This window comes from Roseofilum halophilum BLCC-M91, from assembly GCF_030068445.1.
Classification (GTDB): Bacteria; Cyanobacteriota; Cyanobacteriia; order Cyanobacteriales; family Desertifilaceae; genus Roseofilum; species Roseofilum halophilum.
The window spans coordinates 1-16,951 of the sequence record NZ_JAQPOK010000147.1 but is presented as its reverse complement, the minus strand read 5'-3'; the positions used below and the strand labels follow the sequence as shown (position 1 = coordinate 16,951).

The 16,951-nt window shown below is 47.2% G+C and carries 16 protein-coding genes, 1 tRNA gene and 1 pseudogene; 7 read left to right on the top strand and 11 right to left on the bottom strand.

The annotated features are described in order from the left end of the window. Positions 1–154: 154 nt before the first annotated feature. The 5 genes from PJF56_RS18780 to PJF56_RS18760 all read right to left on the bottom strand — a co-directional run bounded on the left by PJF56_RS18780 (position 155) and on the right by PJF56_RS18760 (position 5,403). Positions 155–227, bottom strand: a tRNA-Phe gene (locus tag PJF56_RS18780). 101 nt (positions 228–328) lie between these two features. Then, complete coding sequence (locus tag PJF56_RS18775; protein WP_283764239.1) at positions 329–778, bottom strand: PPC domain-containing protein; 450 nt, start codon at positions 776–778, stop codon at positions 329–331. An 84-nt stretch (positions 779–862) separates the two neighbouring features. Next, positions 863–2,692 (bottom strand): protein kinase domain-containing protein, encoded by a 1,830-nt coding sequence (locus PJF56_RS18770; RefSeq protein WP_283764238.1) that lies wholly within the window; start codon positions 2,690–2,692, stop codon positions 863–865. A gap of 86 nt (positions 2,693–2,778) precedes the next feature. Next, positions 2,779–3,609 (bottom strand): creatininase family protein, encoded by an 831-nt coding sequence (locus tag PJF56_RS18765; RefSeq protein ID WP_283764237.1) that lies wholly within the window; start codon positions 3,607–3,609, stop codon positions 2,779–2,781. Positions 3,610–3,657: 48 nt separating this feature from the next. Continuing rightward, positions 3,658–5,403, bottom strand: coding sequence for an ABC transporter ATP-binding protein (locus tag PJF56_RS18760; RefSeq protein WP_283764236.1), 1,746 nt, complete (start codon positions 5,401–5,403; stop codon positions 3,658–3,660). A 194-nt stretch (positions 5,404–5,597) separates the two neighbouring features. On the opposite strand from PJF56_RS18760, the gene PJF56_RS18755 reads away from it, so the two are divergent. Beyond that, positions 5,598–6,662: a peptidoglycan-binding protein gene (locus PJF56_RS18755; protein ID WP_283764235.1), complete on the top strand. Its 1,065-nt coding sequence runs from the start codon at positions 5,598–5,600 to the stop codon at positions 6,660–6,662. A gap of 53 nt (positions 6,663–6,715) precedes the next feature. Further along, positions 6,716–7,336: a hypothetical protein gene (locus PJF56_RS18750; RefSeq protein WP_283764234.1), complete on the top strand. Its 621-nt coding sequence runs from the start codon at positions 6,716–6,718 to the stop codon at positions 7,334–7,336. 72 nt (positions 7,337–7,408) lie between these two features. Here PJF56_RS18750 and PJF56_RS18745 read toward each other — a convergent pair whose 3' ends face one another. Continuing rightward, entirely contained in the window at positions 7,409–8,146 is a 738-nt protein-coding gene (locus PJF56_RS18745; RefSeq protein ID WP_283764233.1) for a phosphoadenylyl-sulfate reductase, read from the bottom strand. 162 nt (positions 8,147–8,308) lie between these two features. Between PJF56_RS18745 and PJF56_RS18740 the strand changes: the two genes are divergently transcribed. Both PJF56_RS18740 and PJF56_RS18735 read left to right on the top strand, forming a co-directional pair. Beyond that, positions 8,309–8,587 (top strand): glutaredoxin family protein, encoded by a 279-nt coding sequence (locus PJF56_RS18740; RefSeq protein ID WP_283764232.1) that lies wholly within the window; start codon positions 8,309–8,311, stop codon positions 8,585–8,587. A 320-nt stretch (positions 8,588–8,907) separates the two neighbouring features. Further along, entirely contained in the window at positions 8,908–10,155 is a 1,248-nt protein-coding gene (locus PJF56_RS18735) for an FAD-dependent hydroxylase (RefSeq protein WP_283764231.1), read from the top strand. Between the two features lie 24 nt (positions 10,156–10,179). Here PJF56_RS18735 and PJF56_RS18730 read toward each other — a convergent pair whose 3' ends face one another. The 3 genes from PJF56_RS18730 to PJF56_RS18720 all read right to left on the bottom strand — a co-directional run bounded on the left by PJF56_RS18730 (position 10,180) and on the right by PJF56_RS18720 (position 11,917). Further along, positions 10,180–10,683, bottom strand: a complete 504-nt coding sequence (locus PJF56_RS18730; protein ID WP_283764230.1) for an anthrone oxygenase family protein — start codon at positions 10,681–10,683, stop codon at positions 10,180–10,182. 89 nt (positions 10,684–10,772) lie between these two features. Next, positions 10,773–11,177, bottom strand: a complete 405-nt coding sequence (locus tag PJF56_RS18725; RefSeq protein WP_283764229.1) for a GFA family protein — start codon at positions 11,175–11,177, stop codon at positions 10,773–10,775. 80 nt (positions 11,178–11,257) lie between these two features. Then, entirely contained in the window at positions 11,258–11,917 is a 660-nt protein-coding gene (locus PJF56_RS18720; RefSeq protein ID WP_283764228.1) for a peroxiredoxin-like family protein, read from the bottom strand. Between the two features lie 193 nt (positions 11,918–12,110). Between PJF56_RS18720 and PJF56_RS18715 the strand changes: the two genes are divergently transcribed. Further along, positions 12,111–13,499 carry a serine/threonine protein kinase gene (locus tag PJF56_RS18715; protein WP_283764227.1) on the top strand — a complete coding sequence of 463 codons (1,389 nt, stop codon included), beginning with the start codon at positions 12,111–12,113 and terminating at the stop codon, positions 13,497–13,499. Positions 13,500–13,524: 25 nt separating this feature from the next. Here the strand turns inward: PJF56_RS18715 and PJF56_RS18710 are convergent, their stop codons facing one another. Then, positions 13,525–14,169: a Uma2 family endonuclease gene (locus PJF56_RS18710; protein ID WP_283764226.1), complete on the bottom strand. Its 645-nt coding sequence runs from the start codon at positions 14,167–14,169 to the stop codon at positions 13,525–13,527. 45 nt (positions 14,170–14,214) lie between these two features. Further along, a complete protein-coding gene (locus tag PJF56_RS18705) occupies positions 14,215–14,955 on the bottom strand; it encodes a pentapeptide repeat-containing protein (RefSeq protein ID WP_283764225.1) in 741 nt (246 codons plus the stop codon). A 289-nt stretch (positions 14,956–15,244) separates the two neighbouring features. On the opposite strand from PJF56_RS18705, the gene PJF56_RS18700 reads away from it, so the two are divergent. Next, complete coding sequence (locus PJF56_RS18700) at positions 15,245–16,270, top strand: ABC transporter permease (protein WP_283764224.1); 1,026 nt, start codon at positions 15,245–15,247, stop codon at positions 16,268–16,270. Positions 16,271–16,600: 330 nt separating this feature from the next. Then, positions 16,601–16,951: pseudogene (locus PJF56_RS18695) on the top strand (photosystem II q(b) protein); the annotation flags it as partial.

Below are 16,951 nucleotides of genomic sequence, written 5' to 3'. Positions count from 1 at the left end.
CGATATGGGTTCGAGATTGGCTCCTTTATATCTGACCTATTTACCCTACGCCCATTTTGGGAGATGTTGGTTTTAGGCAGATTTTAGGCAGGGCAAAGGACTGTAATCCCTCCTATTGGAGGCAAAACTCTTGAATTACAGGACTTTTTTTCAATGCCAGGAGGCGGACTTGAACCGCCGACACGAGGATTTTCAGTCCTCTGCTCTACCGACTGAGCTATCCCGGCTTATTTGCAATGCTTTATCAACTTAGCACTAAACTTTTTCGGTTGTCAATCCCCTGAAGAAAAAATTCTGAGGGAAAGGCAATAACCTTTCCCTTCTTGGCTTAAATCGGGCGTAAGCGAGTTAACTTCAAATTAAATTGTCCTCCAGCCGTTTCCCCAAAGGCCCGTACCCGCACGATATACGTGCCTGACTCAGTAATCCGGGCAAAGAGCAAGGAATTGGTACTGCCATCGGGCCCATCATCATTTTCAGCAACCGTAGTTCCATCCTCCGCCAGTAGGGTGATAATGGTATCAAACTGGTCGGAATACAGATCGATAACCACATTATCGCCTTCGTTCAATTTGACTATATAATCCCGTGCAAACCCTCCTTGGCCAGTGGGAATATCCTTTTGGGAGAGGGTATCAGTAATTTCATTGGTCGTAGGTAATGGCTTAGGATTATAAATTTCTGATTGAGCTTGAACTGCTGTCTGAAGACCGATCGCCATCAACAGGCTGAATACAAAACGAATGCCGCTACCTGGGGTAGCTATAGAGTTAAGCATGAAACATCAAGTCAACTGATGGGTTTTCTGTCAATATCTTAAACTAGGCACTCTGGTAATCGCCAGTGTTCTCTAGGTTTCTGACTAGGTTTCAATATTACCGCGACGAGCCACCGCACACCGGGGAGCAATCCACCAGGAGCCGCCCTCATTCCCCCGTAGGTCGCATTGTTCGATGGGCCCTGCACCATTGGAGGCCACATAAATCCCTTGTTTTTGGTTGCCATATAACCGGCATTGTTTCAAACTCAGATTACTTTGTTTGTTGATTTGTACGCCTCGGCCGCCATTTTGGAAAATCTCACAGAAGGAGGCGCTACCGTGACCTTGTTCAGAAACGAGAATCCCCTCGCGAGTCATTTGGGAAATTTGGCAATGTTCGAGGTTGGCTTCAGCATGGCGATCGAGGTTCAGGCCGATCGCCTGGCCAGAAATCTGACAAAATTCTAGACTAGAGCGGCTATATTGGGTCATGCAAACGCCATATCGAGAATCTCCCGTAATTTCACATCGGCGTAGGGTGGCATTCGTGTTTTTACCTTTTATGTAAATATTGGCCAGTCCGGTGGCGTGAATCGCACATTCTTCTAGGGTGAGGCTACCGTTAGTGACCGAGATGGCGTAGGGACTATGAAGACGTTGACCGATAAAGCGACCGAGGGGATCGGCGCGATGAATTTGTGTCCAGTTGCGATAGTGAAAGGTGACACCGCGAATCAGGGCGCGATCGCCTTTAACCCGCACGCAAGGGGCCAGTTGACTCTCAATAATAATATCGTCCTTGTTCCCTTCAGCGATAATTTGTAGGGGTTTATCGATCCATAAACTCTCGGCATAAAAACCGGCACGGACTTTAATAATTGTATAAGGAAGAGCATTTTTAATCGCTTCATTCAAGGTGCGATAATTGGCAGTCCCCAATTTAGCCACCACTAGGGGGGGTGCGTCCAGGAATTCGGGATTGTCTTCTGTGGGTTGGGCAAGGGTGAGAAGGTTATAGGGACTGCTGTTGAGGTCATTGAGAGCTGCTTGGGCTTCTTGATAGCGATCGCCTAGAGCCACCTGAGTCAGTTTATCCAAAATTCCCCCCAGATTCTCACTAATAGGCTTACCCTGTAATTGGGTTTCCCGCCATAACCAGCGTCCTTGACTCGGATCGTAGAGGCGATCGGGTTCCACTCCTGTCAACAGGCATAAACAGGTTACTCCCAAACTATACAAGTCACTAGCTGGATAGGTTTTACCTGTCAGCATTTGCTCTAAGGGGGCGTAGCCTTGCGTACCAATTCCTACCGTTCCCGTTTGCGCGATCACCGTTTGAGCCAGTTGCTTAGAAATGCCAAAATCGATCAGGACAAAGCCTTCGGGAGTCGATTCTAATCCCTGTCGGAGCATCAGATTAGCCGGTTTAATGTCTCTGTGTATAATTTGCCGGTTATGGATAAATTGTAGCACCGGCAGGAGTCCTTGGAGCAAGTTGCGAATTTGGGACTCTGTAAATGGGCCATTTTGCTGCAAATATTGGGCTAAATTTTGTCCGGGGATAAACTCTTGGACTAAATAGCGTTGGTTGGCTTCCTGGAAAAAGTCCCATAAACTGGGGATTTGGGGATGGGTATCCAGATTCGTGAGCCGTTCAGCTTCCTGTTCAAACAGGGCGATCGCCTTTTGATACAGTTCCGGATTTCCTTTCACCTCCGGCAGGGGAACCAAGTGTTTAATCGCACATTTTGCCTCCCCCCGTTCCCGATCCAGAGCCAAGTACGTGCGGGCACATCCACTCGTATTCGAGATGAGCTGCATCACCTGATAGCGCCCGTTCAGCAACCCCAGAGCTGACCCACAATTGAGACAAAATTGGGTTTGGGGTGGATTTTGGGGTTGGGAACACTCTGGGTTGAGACAGTAGCTCATGGATTCAATTACAATTAAAAATTAAAAATTTTCAGTAAAGGCGATAACAGATTTTAGCTAAAATCCAAGAAGACCCCGCTATACCGTCAGGTTAGCGGGGGGAGTATGTCACTATTCTTGGCTCCAGAAAAATCATAAACATCTTGCAGCACCTGGGCCCAACTTTGAGCCAAGGAATCGAGGAGGCGATCGCCGATTTCAGCCGTTGCGCCCGTCGGATCGCCAAATACCCCACTTTGGCTCAATTCATGGGTAGCCCAAGCAAAGGGCAGTTTGCCTTCCAAGGACAGTGAGCTATCCGCCCCCGGTAAACCTTGGGGATACTCCTTAACGGCTCGCTCCATATGCACCTGCTCTGGCAGCAGGGAGAGCAACAGGCTGGTTTCTCCCATATCCGCATGAATACTGAGTTCTGGATGGTCTTGTTGTTTCAGCAATTCGCCAGATGCATTGGCAACCCGCCAGACAAACAGGGGAAACACCATCAGATCCGGGTATTGGATATGCAGATCGCGGGCGATAATATTAATCACCTCCGGTTGTCCCCCATGGGCATTGAGAAACACCAGTTTGCGAAAACCCGCCCGATAGATGCTCTCTCCCACTTCTTTGAGTACCGCCAGCAGGGTTTGGGCACTGAGGGTAAGGGTTCCGGGAAAGTTTATATGTTCGTTCGATTTGCCGTAATATTGGGTCGGTAGGGCATAGACCGGGATATCCTCCGGGAGCAGTTCTAGCGCTTTTCCCAAGACTCCAGTGGCGATCGCCGAGTCTACAATTAAGGGTAAATGGGGCCCATGTTGCTCAATTGCCCCCACCGGTTGCACAATCACCACATTCTCCTTATTGGGCATATCCCGAATTTCTGTCCAAGTGAGATAAGCAAAAAAGCGATGGGGAGGAATAAAGCTATGCATAATTTCTCTAGGGTTGGTTGCTGGTAATGCCTAACTGGGTCTAACGTTCTATTTCAGCAGTTCCTCAAACTGTTGTTTATTCCACAACGTCTGATAGAGTCCCTCTTGCTGGATCAGTTCTCGATGGGTTCCCACTTGTACAATCGTACCCCGTTCCATGACCAAGAGGCGATCGGCCGTTGCCGCAGCCGACAGTTGATGAGAAATAAACAATACGGTTTTTTTGCGCGTTCCGGTAGACAAGTTTCTTAAAATTCCGGTTGCCGTTTGATTATCCACACTCGATAAACAATCATCTAAAATTAGCACCGGCGCATCAATCAGCAAGGCTCGCGCTAATGCCGCTCGCTGTCGTTGTCCACCCGATAGGGTAATCCCTCGCTCGCCGACTAGAGTCTCGTAATGCTGGGGAAAATTGAGAATTTCTGGATGAATTTGGGCAACGGTTGCCGCCCCTTCAACTCTTAATTGTTCTGCCAGAGGATCGCCATAGCGCACATTGTTTTTGATCGTGGTACTAAACAAAAAACTATCTTGAGGCACAAAGGCGATCGCCGATCGCAAGGGAGCTAAATTTAGCTTAGTAATATCATAACCATCGAGAAAAACCCGACCTTGGGGAATTGGCAACAGTCGGGGGATCGCTCTGGCTAGGGTGGATTTTCCCGAACCAATCGGCCCCACAATGGCAATGGTTTCACCGGGATGAATAGTGAAATTAATATCATTTAGAGCCGGAGTCGAACTGCCGGGATAGGTATAGCTAAGATGCCGGGCAACCAATTGACCTTTAGCGGCAGTTTTGATTTCTAGAGATTGGGCATCATTTTTGATTTTGGGTTGTACTTTAAGAATTTCTTCGATGCGGTTAATACTCACTTCTCCGCGCTGATAGGCACTAATGGTAAAACCGAGTAAGGCAGTGGGAAAAACAAGCCGCTCCACATAAAGCAGTAAGGCTAAAAAGTCCCCAATGGTAATCGCACCCCTGGCAATTTCTTGAGTCCCCATCCAGAGAATGACCAGCAAACTTAAGGAAGCTAAGGCTTCCACTAAGGGAAAGAGAAAATTACGGGTTCGGGCTAACTTGAGGTTTGCACCGAGTAATTTCTGATTGAGTTGGCGAAAGGCTTGCCGTTCATTGTCTTCTTGGGCATAAATCTTAATTAAAGAAATGCCACTCATGTCTTCTTGGATCAGATCGCTCACGCGGGAGAGTTCTTCTTGTACGTCTTGCTGTTCCTTGCGGAGTCGGGTGCTGAAAATCTGGACGGCGAATAACATTAGGGGATAAACGGCGATCGCCAACAAACTCAAGCGCAAATGAATCGAGAGCATCACCGGCAGAGTCAGCACATACGCAAAAAACGTATTCGCCAAACTCAACACCGCAAACCCCAGCAGACGGCGAATACTGTCCACATCCGAGGTCGCCCGGTTAATCAAGTCCCCCACCGTATGGGTGGCAAAATACCCCGAATCTAGGCGCAGGAAATGCCCGAATATGGCCTGTTTGAGGTCAAACTCTACCTGACGACCCACCCCAAACAACAGAATCCGCGAAACCATGCGAATTGCCCACATGATCGAGGCTAACACCAATAACCACACCACCGTACTAAACACCGTCTGGGTGCTAAAAGTCACCTGTAGATTATTCACTCCATCCCGGATGAGCAGAGGAAGATAAACCCCCAGAGCATTGACAATTAAAAGGGCAAAAACACCTAAGCCTGCGGATTTCCAATGGGGGCGCAGGTAAGACCCGAGTTTCTGTAAATTCGATTGAGCCATAGGGCAAGGGTTAGAGACTCTCTATATGGTGACATATTCCGGGAATGGGGGATGGGGGGATAGGGGATTACCGATTATCCATAACTTTTAATTTTTTCGGCTGTCGCCTTTACTGAAAATTTTTAATTTTTAATTGAATTAGAATCCTGTATTTTTGAAAGAAGATCACAATTACACCCAACCCAAACTGAATTATGGCCAGCAACAAGCCCATTTTACAAAAAGGTGACGGCATCTATTATCCCGACCTGAAAGAACCGGTCAAGTACCTGCAAAACTTACTCAAGGAAGCGGGGGTACTCAAACCCACCGATCCGGTCGATGGTCTCTTTGGCTCGATCACCGAACAAGCGGTCAAAGCCTTCCAGAGCAAGAAAGGCTTAAGGGCCGATGGCTTTGTGGGGCCCAATACCTGGGCCGCTCTGGAGTCGGCAACGCCGAAGAAACTCCGCTATCCCGTGTTACGCAAGGGAGATGGGATCACATTCACAGATTTGCAGGATGAGGTGAAAATCCTGCAAGATCTGTTGAAAAAGGCCAAGATGTTACCGGCTAATTCTCCGGTTGATGGTCTATTTGGCGATGGAACAGAATTGGCCCTGAAACAATTCCAGAGAGCCAATAATTTAGTCGATGATGGGGTAGCGGGGCAAAAAACTTGGTCAGCTTTATCGGGTCAAGAGGTGGAAACCTATTTACCCTATGGTAATTTGCTCTTGTCTGTGGATCTCGATAAGGTGATTTACTCGATTCCCTATCCCGATGTGCGCTCCTATGCTTGGGATTCGATTCCCTTGATTATCCGGGAAGCTGAGGCGGCGAATGTGAAAGATCTGGGACAGATTGCTTATATTTTGGCTACGGCCGAGCATGAATCTCGGTTAGGTAAATGGATGGAAGAGTTTGCCAGTGGTTGGGCTTATGAGTATCGCTCGGATTTGGGGAATGCTCAGTATGGAGATGGGCCTCGGTATAAGGGACGGGGGTTTGTGCAAATTACGGGACGGCGTAATTATACGGATTGGTCTCAACGGTTGGGGATTGATTTGGTGGGAAATCCCAGTTTGGCTAAGGATTGGGAGATCGCGGCCAGAATTCTGGTGATTGGAATGCGCGATGGAACGTTTACGGGGTATCGCTTGGGCCATTTTATTGCTGGGTCAACGAGGGATTTTCGGGGCGCTCGGCGGATTATTAATGGTTTAGATCGTGCCGGACTGATTGGGGCGATCGCCGAAGAGTATTACAGAGTTCTGTAGCGTCTATCGTGATTTTTGCTATGAATACAGTATGCTTGTCCCCGATGAAACTGATGGCTCTTTTGATAGCCATTACCCTTGCGGCTTGTCAAGAGTCCCCGATAGTCCGTTCTTCTGCCTCTTCTGGATCGCCAACGGCTTCCCCTGCTTCTGGGGCTGCAACTGAACAGCCGTCAGGGGGAGCAACGCCCCCAGTTCTCAGGGCTGAGGCCACATTACCCCATACGGTGTTTGCCCCGATTTTATCCGAGTTGGAGAACCAGACTCAGTTACCGATCCTTTTACCGAGTGTGCTTCCTGAAGAGGAAAAGCAACCCCAGGTTTATGCTATTACCACAGAGGTTTCGGGTTCTGAATATCAAGTGCTGCTTGGATTTAGTCCGGATTGTAATGGGGGAAATGCTTGCCGTTGGGGGGAAGTTTCTGGTCAAACGGGGCCTTTGACTCCTCCAGAAGAAGGCGAATCGGTTACCCTTGCCCAAGGGATTATGGGGTATTTTGTGCCAGCTACCTGTGGAGCCAATTGTTCTGATGCTGTGGTGATGTGGGAACAGAACGGAGGACACTATCGTGTTGGCTTGAAGGCAGCAAAGAAGGAGCAGGTCATCGAGATGGCCAATTCTGCGATCACGGGAGGTCTAGAAACCGGGTTTTTCAAGCCAGATGGCGGTTGAGTGTCGAAACTTGTTGCACCAACCCAGTTTCTTTATTGGGAGCGATCGCAGGTCTTAAGAGGAGAGAGCTGATTAAAACCGAATCCCACATTCGGTTTTATGACTTCCTCTCCACCGTTTGAGCGTTTCATCTTCGACAGGTTTGGGAATTAAGGAGGTGGTTGGGCGATCGCTGATATAGGGATAGCCTTGGTCATGCAGAGGGTTATACATCACTTCATGTTCATACACATAAGCCCAAGTTTCCCGGCCTCGCCAGCAGGCGAGAGGATTGATTTTCAAGCGTCCCATCGAGTCAAGTTCGAGAATCTCGATCTGGCGATGGCTACTCATTTGATCCCGTCGTCTTCCCGTCAGATAGGCGATCGCCCCTAAATCATTCAGTCCCCGTTCCAAGGGTTCTCGACGGGTAAGCGTGGCAAATTTTTCTGAGTCACGTTCCCATAAGCCTGTACCGTAAGACTTTTCAAAGGCTTTGCGCGTGGCAATACTAGCCATTTTATACAGTTTCAAATCTAGGTCATAGCAGGCTGTAGCCTCCGAGATAAACGCTAGAGTTTCGGGAAAATGATACAACGTATCGACAAACAGCACCGGAATTTTCTGCTTGGGACACAGATAGCGATACAGCATATCTGTAATCACCATATCATCAACGTTAAAAATGCTTGCCTGTACTAAACCCGTGGGAAAGTTCTGCAAACACCAACCAATGATATGCAAGGGATGGGTATGACTAAATCGGCGATTAAGTTCCTGTAAGTCGAGGTTGGTGTGAACTTGGCCTGAAGTTGCGGTCAGATTGGTCATGAACACTGAATACCCTAATTATGGTGTGACCTCCATTCTTTAGTTTACCTTAAGATTGTGCCCATTCAATGGGTAATGGGGAAGAGGGAATAGACGGAAAAACCCCTTTTTAATCCTGGGAGTGAGACAATGGGATCGCAATAGGTTGTAAAATTTCCGATTATGCGCTTAATCTTATACAGTAAGCCCGGCTGTCATCTCTGTGAGGGATTACAGGAAAAGCTCGCACAAGTACAGAATGTTTCCTTTGAGTTAGAAGTGAGAGATATTACCACCGATGACACTTGGTGGCAAGCCTATGAATATGAAATTCCAGTTCTAGTGGTCGATGGCAGTCCCCCTCAGCGCTTACCCCGTCTCTCTCCCAGGGGAACAGTTGCCCAACTAGAGAAGCTGTTACAGCGCTTTGCGGTTGAGAGTAATGATATAAAATCCGGTTAATTGGATTCAAGAAGCGGGCAAGATGCCCGCACTCCTCGAATTCTTTGATATGACTGGAGTGGGAGCATCTTGCTCCCTGGATTTTTAATTCGGGTATTTCCGCTTCGCGGACATGAATCCGCTTCGCGGACATGAATCCGCTTCGCGGACATGAATCCGCTTCGCGGACATGAATAAGCGGACTTGATATGAGTAATAGGGGAATGGGGGAATGGGGGATAGGTGATTCTTGCTGAACTTGCTCAGAACCGATCTTCGCGTCACAATAACCAGAAGAGGACATCATTTTTAATTTCTAATTTTTAATTTTTAATTGAATTATGACCATTGCTGCACCCCTGACAGCTCAATCTGGTATTCACCCCCACCCAACCTACAAAACAGATATCGCCATTGTGGGCGCGGGGATTGTGGGAGCGACGTTAGCTTGTGCCTTAAAAGACTCTGGCTTAAGCATTACCCTAATCGAGGCTCAACCCCAAGAGCAAGCCGCCTCTAAGCGCCAAGCCTATGCCCTTACCTTGATGTCTGGGAAGATTTTTGAGAAATTAGGGGTTTGGGAGGAAATTCTGACTCAAATCGTTAAGTTTGACCAGATCCAGATATCGGATGCCAATCAGTGGGTGGTGGATTTAACGCCAGAAGATTTAGGTACGGATCATCTGGGCTATGTGGGCGAACATGGGGTGATTTTAACCGCCCTGCAACAGCAGATTAATCAATCCGAGCAAATTCAGTGGCTATGTCCTGCCGAAGTGCAAGAGGTGAGATATTTTGATGATTTTGCTCAGGTTTGGGTGAACTCAGCCGAACATCCGGAACCGGTGGTGATAGAGAGTCGCTTAGTCATTGCTACCGATGGCTCAAAATCGCCGATTCGCCAAGCAGCAGACATTTCGACCCAAGGATGGCGCTATTGGCAATCTTGTGTGGCGACAACGATTAAAACGGAAAAACCCCATCATAATGTAGCCTTTGAACGGTTTTGGTATACGGGCCCCATGGGGGTTTTACCCCTACCGGGAAATCGGGTACAGGTGGTTTGGACAGCTCCCCATGAACAAGCCGAAGCGCTGCAACAGTTGGATGAGGCTGAGTTTTTGCGTCGGTTGGAATATCGAACGGCTGGTATTTTAGGACGGTTAGAGCTGGCTGGGCCGCGGTTTGTGTTTCCGGTACAATTAATGCAGTGCGATCGCTACGTCGATCATCGTCTTGCCCTGGCTGGAGATGCTGCCCATTGTTGCCATCCCGTGGGAGGACAAGGCCTCAATTTGGGCATTCGTGATGCTGCTACGTTAGCAGAAGTGATCAAAACCGCCCATACTCAAAACCAAGATATCGGCCAACTAGAGAACCTTAAACCCTATCAACAGTGGCGCAAACCTCAAAACTGGATGATTCTTGGTTTTACCGATTTCTTAGACCGCATGTTTTCTACTGACTGGTTCCCTGTCGTCTGGACGCGCCGTTTAGGATTACTCTTCTTACAGAAGTTTCGCATCGGCCGTTATTTTTCCCTAAGATTAATGACCGGTTTAATGGGACGCGCTCCAGGAATCAATTAACAATTAAAAACCAAAATGACTCCCTCAAAGTCTGAAGAGGAGAAGAATTAACAGAGCTGATACTAAACAAGCTAAAGGTGTTCTGATTAAGTTCCATCGATTCCAACGGGGTTCAAAGTCTAGACGAGCAGACTGATACATGGCTTCATCCATCTCATCCATCTTCAATGATTGGAGTTGCTTATTTAAGGGGATGTTAATCGTAAAGGTCGGTAACTGCACGCCTAGAAGATAAGCGAGTAAAGCCAAGAGGATGAGGAGATAGTCAACTCTATCCAATTGTCCAAGACTGAGAACACTTGAGGCAATTAAAAAGACGATGGAACCGAGCCAGAGGAAGACAAAAACAGGCTGATTGTTCTGAATAATACCATCAATGACCTGAAACGCTCGAATAAACTCGCGATCGCTTAATTGTTTTATGCCTGGCATAACGACGATCGCAAATGCCAAGAGGAAGCCAGCCACCAGAGAACATAAAAATGTAGCTAGTATCAATGTAATTTGAAAAAATCCTTCGATTGGCATAGAAAATACTCCTGCACTACGCGCTAGTCAAAACGGGCTAGTCATAACAGCGATAAATGCTGTAATTGTTAATTGTTAATTGTTAATTGTTAATTGCTTATTGAAGCCATAAATTCTTCCCCAGTTAACCGTGGATGATCGCCTGCTAAATCGTATAAGTGGGGTTTCTTGTCAATGAAAATTTCTCCCGCCAGCTTAAATTGGGTTAAATCATCAAAAGTACCCATCCATAGCATATAGCGATCGCCCTCTTTCAAGCGATAGAACAAATGAGTCCCACAACGATTACAAAATCCGCGCTCGGCCCATTCTGAGGAATCGAACCGACTCATGTTTGCCTCACCCTCAAAGGTGACTTGACCGACACTTACCGCAAACCCAGGGCCACCCGTCCATCGCAGACAGATATTACAGTGACAACTGTACACATCAGTTTCTACATCTTCGGCGGAGTAGGTAACTGCACCACACTGGCAATGTCCTGTCGCTTTCATGGCAACTTCCTGGAATAAATTTCTGTGTCGAGTGTACACTGAAAGCGCTTTATTTTGGTAATGGGTCATGGTCTTTTTGCTTAAAATTGCCCATTTTTAAGGGAGCGTAACATTTTTATAATGTCACGAGGATCGAGGCGTTGCGTGTAATCTGCATTAACAAAAGATAGAGCGACTTGACCGTTTTGACGAATAACGTAGGTTGCTGGAATGGGTAATTCAAAGGTTTGATCGCCATTGTAAGCGGGAAGATCGATATCCAACCGTTGATAGATGACGCGCAGAGATTCGGGTAAGCGAAAGACTAAGCCATAGCTTTGTGCAATGGAATTATGGCGATCGCTCAGAACGTCAAAGGTGAGTTCATGTTTATCAACCGTGTGGGATGAATTCTCGAAGGTTTGAGGGGAGATAGCAACAAGAGTTGCCCCTAAATCCCTTAAAGTGGGCGAAATCCGCTCAAGAGCTTGTAATTCCAAGTTGCAAAACGTACACCATTGTCCTCGATAGAAGGAGAGAACGACTGGCCCGCTCTGGAGTAACTCACTGAGCGTTATGGTTTTTCCCATGGTATTGGGTAAGGAGAAATCAGGAGCCATATCTCCTTGTTGGCAAGCTTGCTGGATGATGCCAGAGCTGTGTAATTCCTCGGTTGCTTCCTTCATTCTGGCTTTAATGGTTGCAGAGAGGTTAGCAAAGACGGCTTGAGATCTGTTTTCTAGATCTTCAGTTAAACCCATAAATATCCCTTGATTAGCTCACTATCTTGTCTAGAATACTGGTTGAAAATTAATTTAGGGTGAGAAATTCTAGGAGGCGGGTTTCAAACCTGCCTCTACAACTGTGTCTCATTGCTATAGTAGGGATATTGTAGGGATGAAGGGCCCTTCACCCCTACAGCATGTGTATATCTCATTTAAAACTCCCTATCCTATGTTGCAAGCGGAACAAGTGTTATCCGTTCAATCAACGTCTTCCCAACCCCTAGAATACCAGCTACACCGGAAATTGGGACGGACGGCGGCAGGTCGTCAAACTTGGTTGGCTACGGATTTAAGCAGCAATGAACCGGTAACCCTGAAACTGTTGGCGTTTAATCCGCAGATGCAATGGGATGAGCTGAAGTTGTTTGAACGGGAAGCGCAGGTGCTGCAAGCGCTCGATCATGCTTGTATTCCGAAATATCGGGATTATTTTTCTCTGGATCAGGAGATGGGGGGAGGGGTTCCTTGGTTTGGGTTGGTGCAGGAGTATATTCCGGGTGCATCGTTGCAGGAGCGGTTGGAGAATGGGGGGCGTTTTGCGGAGGAGGAGGTGAAGGATATTGGGGCTTCGGTGTTGAAAATCCTGATCTATTTACATCGCTTGAGTCCCCCGGTGCTGCATCGGGATATTAAGCCGAGTAATATTATTTTGGGTGAGGATGGGCAGGTTTACTTAGTCGATTTTGGGGCGGTGCAATCGCAAGCGGCGGTGACTGGGGTAACGTTTACGGTGGTGGGAACGAGTGGTTATGCACCGTTGGAGCAGTTTTGGGGACGTGCGGTTGCGGCTTCAGATCTCTATGCATTAGGCGCGACGTTGATTCATGTGGCGACTGGGGTTCCTCCGGTTGATTTACCCCATCGGGAAAATCGGATTCAGTTTCGCGATCGCACTACACTCAATCCTTATTTAATCACTTGGATCGAGAAAATGACCGATCCAGCCCTAGAAAAACGGTTTAGCAGCGCTCAGGATGCTTTCGATCAACTCTATAACCAACCGGTGGCGATAGAAACCACGGAGGGCGCTAAGTTTCGCCATGTGCCCAAACCGGACAATACGCTGATTTACATTTGGCGATCGCCCAGAACGTTAAAATTAGAGATTCCCCCTAGATTTGAGCGCAATACTTTCAGAACCCTTGCCCTTGTTTTAGTGAGCTTGATGATTACCCGGACGATGTTTATGGGTGTTCTCAGACTTCTTCACAATCCCTTGATTTTGCTGGTTGTGTTTTTAACCATTGTTGTCCTAATCCTGTTATTTGTAGCCAGTGAAACCCAAGTCACGTTCGAGAAAGAGAAATTTACCATCGAAAGGAAGTTATTTGGCTGGAGCTACCTCACCCAGACGGGTTTCTCCGAGCAGTTAATGGGGGTCTTTATTCACCATGAAAACTATGCCACGATGGTGAAACTTCATTGCGAAAATTATAGTGGAGAATATACTTATGCGATCGCGGCTGCCTTAAGGCCGAATGAGGCGGCTTGGATCGCCCACGAAATTCAAGATTGGATCTATTCCCAGTCCGATGACGAAGTAATAAGCGATCGGTAAAACTTGGTTTTACCCTTTCTTTTCATTAAACGATTCTTTCCCCAATCAATTGACGCAACGCTTCTTCCGCCGCGATTTCATCTTCTTGGGCTTGATCTAAAAAGTGATACAAATCTGCTTTTGCGACTATGGGAAAGGTTGGCGATCGCTCCCATTCTTGATAAACGGTTCCTTGTAGTTGATAGATCCGCCATTCTTGCCCATTGTAGCGCCAAAATTCAGGCACGCCCAGAGCCGCATAGAGTTGATTTTTATCCATATCAGTATGGGTAATATCGACTTCAACCACTAAATCTGGGGGCGGATCTTGCTGTAAATCCACTTTGCGACCGGCAACTTGAGGTTGATTTTGGATATAGTAGGCATTGTCCGGTTCTGCACCCCGATCCAAGTCTGGACGCGCTAAAGTGGTAGAGCGCATAGATTTGAGCTTCAGTCCCATGGCTGCGACTAACACCCGAATAAATACCCCTATTAACTCAGCCGCAAATTCATGGTCTTCTAGGGGCATAATGAATTCTAGGGTTCCGCGATCGTAAATCAGCCGTACTGCTCGACTTTCGGGTAAACCCTGGAGAATCTGTTGATAGTTTTCCCAGGCTAATCCATGCAGAGTCAAGCGCTGTTCTCCAAGTGTTTTCTGTTGATGGGTAGTAATTCCAGAAATCATATCATGTCCGATTAAATATTAGCATCCACTCGAATTCCTCTCCCTCTAACTTTCCTTGTCTGTCTCGTCCTCAGCAGCAGAATCATCCGAGTCTTTTGTCGTTTCGAGAGTATCCGGCCCGCATGAATCAACTGACTTTTCATCCATTAGATCTAATTGCTTTTTAGATAAATTCTTGACACCCTCTAGTTTGGTATACTTATTGTAGCGTGCATTAGTAAGAATAGCGCCTTCAAGATCAGCACCACTGAGATCGGATGAGCATAGGTAAGCTTCTCCCAAATTTGCTCCTGTTAGGTCAGTATTGTTCAACTTGCTTGCCCTCAAGTCAACACCAGTTAATGTAGCACCTGATAAGTCCAAATCAGACAAATTTGCCCTTCTGATAGGAATTAGACTAGACAGGGAAGAACTTGCAATAAACCTAATAATTTGGTTTTTTTTATCTTCATCTTCACCAAAAATTTTTAAAGCGGAAAGAGTCCTTGCCCCTAACACTTCCCTGCGGGGATCGTAAGCAGGTGAATCTTGCAAACTTTTAAATTTATCACTGTCAAAAATCAAAGAGTTTATATCATTGAAGTAGTCTCTAAGAATCTGCTGTTTGTATTGTTCAGCTAAATTCTCCTCTTGCCTTCGGCTCTCTGCTATTTCTAGTACAGCAACACCAACCGCCAGCAATAGCGGAACCAAAAGAAGTTGTAACCAGTCCCAGAGGGTCTTTCCTTGGAAACCTGTCCAATTGACAATCCGTGACTTTTCTTGGTTGCGATCGTCCCTACTCATCTAGATTTTATTGCTGTTTTCAAATAAAAATACTTTCAGCATTTCAAAATATTTTAACATTTAATAGAAATTGTCAAAATATTTTATTCATAAATTTTGTGAATATTTGCAGCAGATCACAGAACCACACTGAGCTTCGTGGCTAACGGATTATTGATTTATCTTAGGAAGCAGCCCGCGAGATGGGGATGCTCAACTCTGGAACAGCTCCTGTGGATCTGGAAATTCTCAGCTATTGAGGCCCCCGATCGCCCCTAAAATAAGGACTGATTGTTAAGTTACCGCTTTTATGTCCCGTTCTAAGGCTCTCCAGTATTATATTCTGACTCGTTTGCTTCTGGCTCCCCTGATGTTGTGGCTGATTGTGACTTTGGTCTTCCTACTCTTAAGGGCGACTCCGGGCGATCCGGTGGATGCTATTTATGGAGCCAGAGCATCCGCCGAGGCGAAGGAGCAGTTACGGCAACAGTTGGGGTTGGATTTGCCCCTGGGATTGCAATACCTGAATTATTTGGGCCGTTTGTTGCAGTTGGATTTGGGGACATCGTTAACCAGTCGCGGACAAACGGTTTGGGATATCATTGGCTTGCATTTTCCGGCGACGATGGAGTTGGCGGTGTGCAGTATGGCGGTGGCGCTGGCGATCGGAATTACGATTGGTACGCTGGCAGCTTCTCGCCCAAATACGCCTTTGGATGTGGGGGCGCGGTTGTTTAGCATTATTACTTATTCCGTGCCGCCGTTTTGGGCGGGGATGCTGTTGCAGTTGATTTTTGCAGTAGAGCTGCAATGGTTTCCTCTGGGAACTCGCTTTGCTCTGGGGGCAACGCCTCCCAATGGGCCGACGGGGCTTTATCTGATTGATAGTCTGTTAAGTGGGAATTTGGGACAGCTTTGGGTGTCGATTCATCATTTGGCGCTGCCATCTTTAACGTTGGGGTTGTTGATTAGTGGGATTTTTGAGCGCATTGTGCGGGTGAATCTGCAACAAACGCTGAAGGCGGATTATGTGGAAGCGGCGAAGGCAAGGGGGATTCCGGAGTTGAGGATTTTGGTGTCTCATGCCCTGAAAAATGCCCTGATTCCAGTGATTACGATTTTGGGGTTGACGTTGGCGGCACTGTTGGGGGGTTCGGTGTTGACGGAGGTGACGTTTTCTTGGCCGGGTTTGGGTAATCGGTTGTATGAGGCGATTAGCGATCGCGACTATACCACCGTTCAAGGGGTCGTGGTCTTCTTCGCGTCTATTGTGGTGATAGCCAGTATTGCGATCGATATTCTCAATGCTTATATCGATCCGAGAATTCGCTATTAAACCGATAAGCTCAGTTAATGTCAATCATCAGGATCGCTAAATTAAAAAGGCTTTACAAAACTACATAAAATTGTTTATATTAGAAAGGTGGAAGTTCTCACTTGAGATTTCAACACATAAGAACCGCAGGGCTTGCGGGGATAGTCTGTGGAGCGAACGTAAGACCGTAAAACTCGCTAAGGAGTGGAGGCAGTTGCTAAGAAGCAGAAAGCTTAAATCGTGAGATTTAGGAATCTCCGTGTCTTCAGACCGGGGAGGATGTCAAATTGGAAATGTGGACGGAAACAAACCGCCACAGAACCTAGAAAAATAAATAGCCATCATATAAACATGACCACAACTCTTCAACAAAGCTCCAATTCGAGCGCTTGGGAGCGGTTCTGTCAGTGGGTAACCAGCACGGAAAACCGCCTCTATGTAGGCTGGTTCGGCGTACTGATGATCCCCACCCTCTTAACCGCAACCATCTGCTACATCATCGCTTTCGTAGCAGCTCCTCCCGTAGACATCGACGGCATCCGCGAACCCGTAGCGGGTTCCTTGCTGTACGGAAACAACATCATCTCTGGTGCAGTTGTTCCTTCTTCAAATGCGATCGGTCTACACTTCTACCCCATCTGGGAAGCAGCTTCCTTAGATGAGTGGTTGTACAACGGAGGCCCCTATCAGCTCGTAGTATTC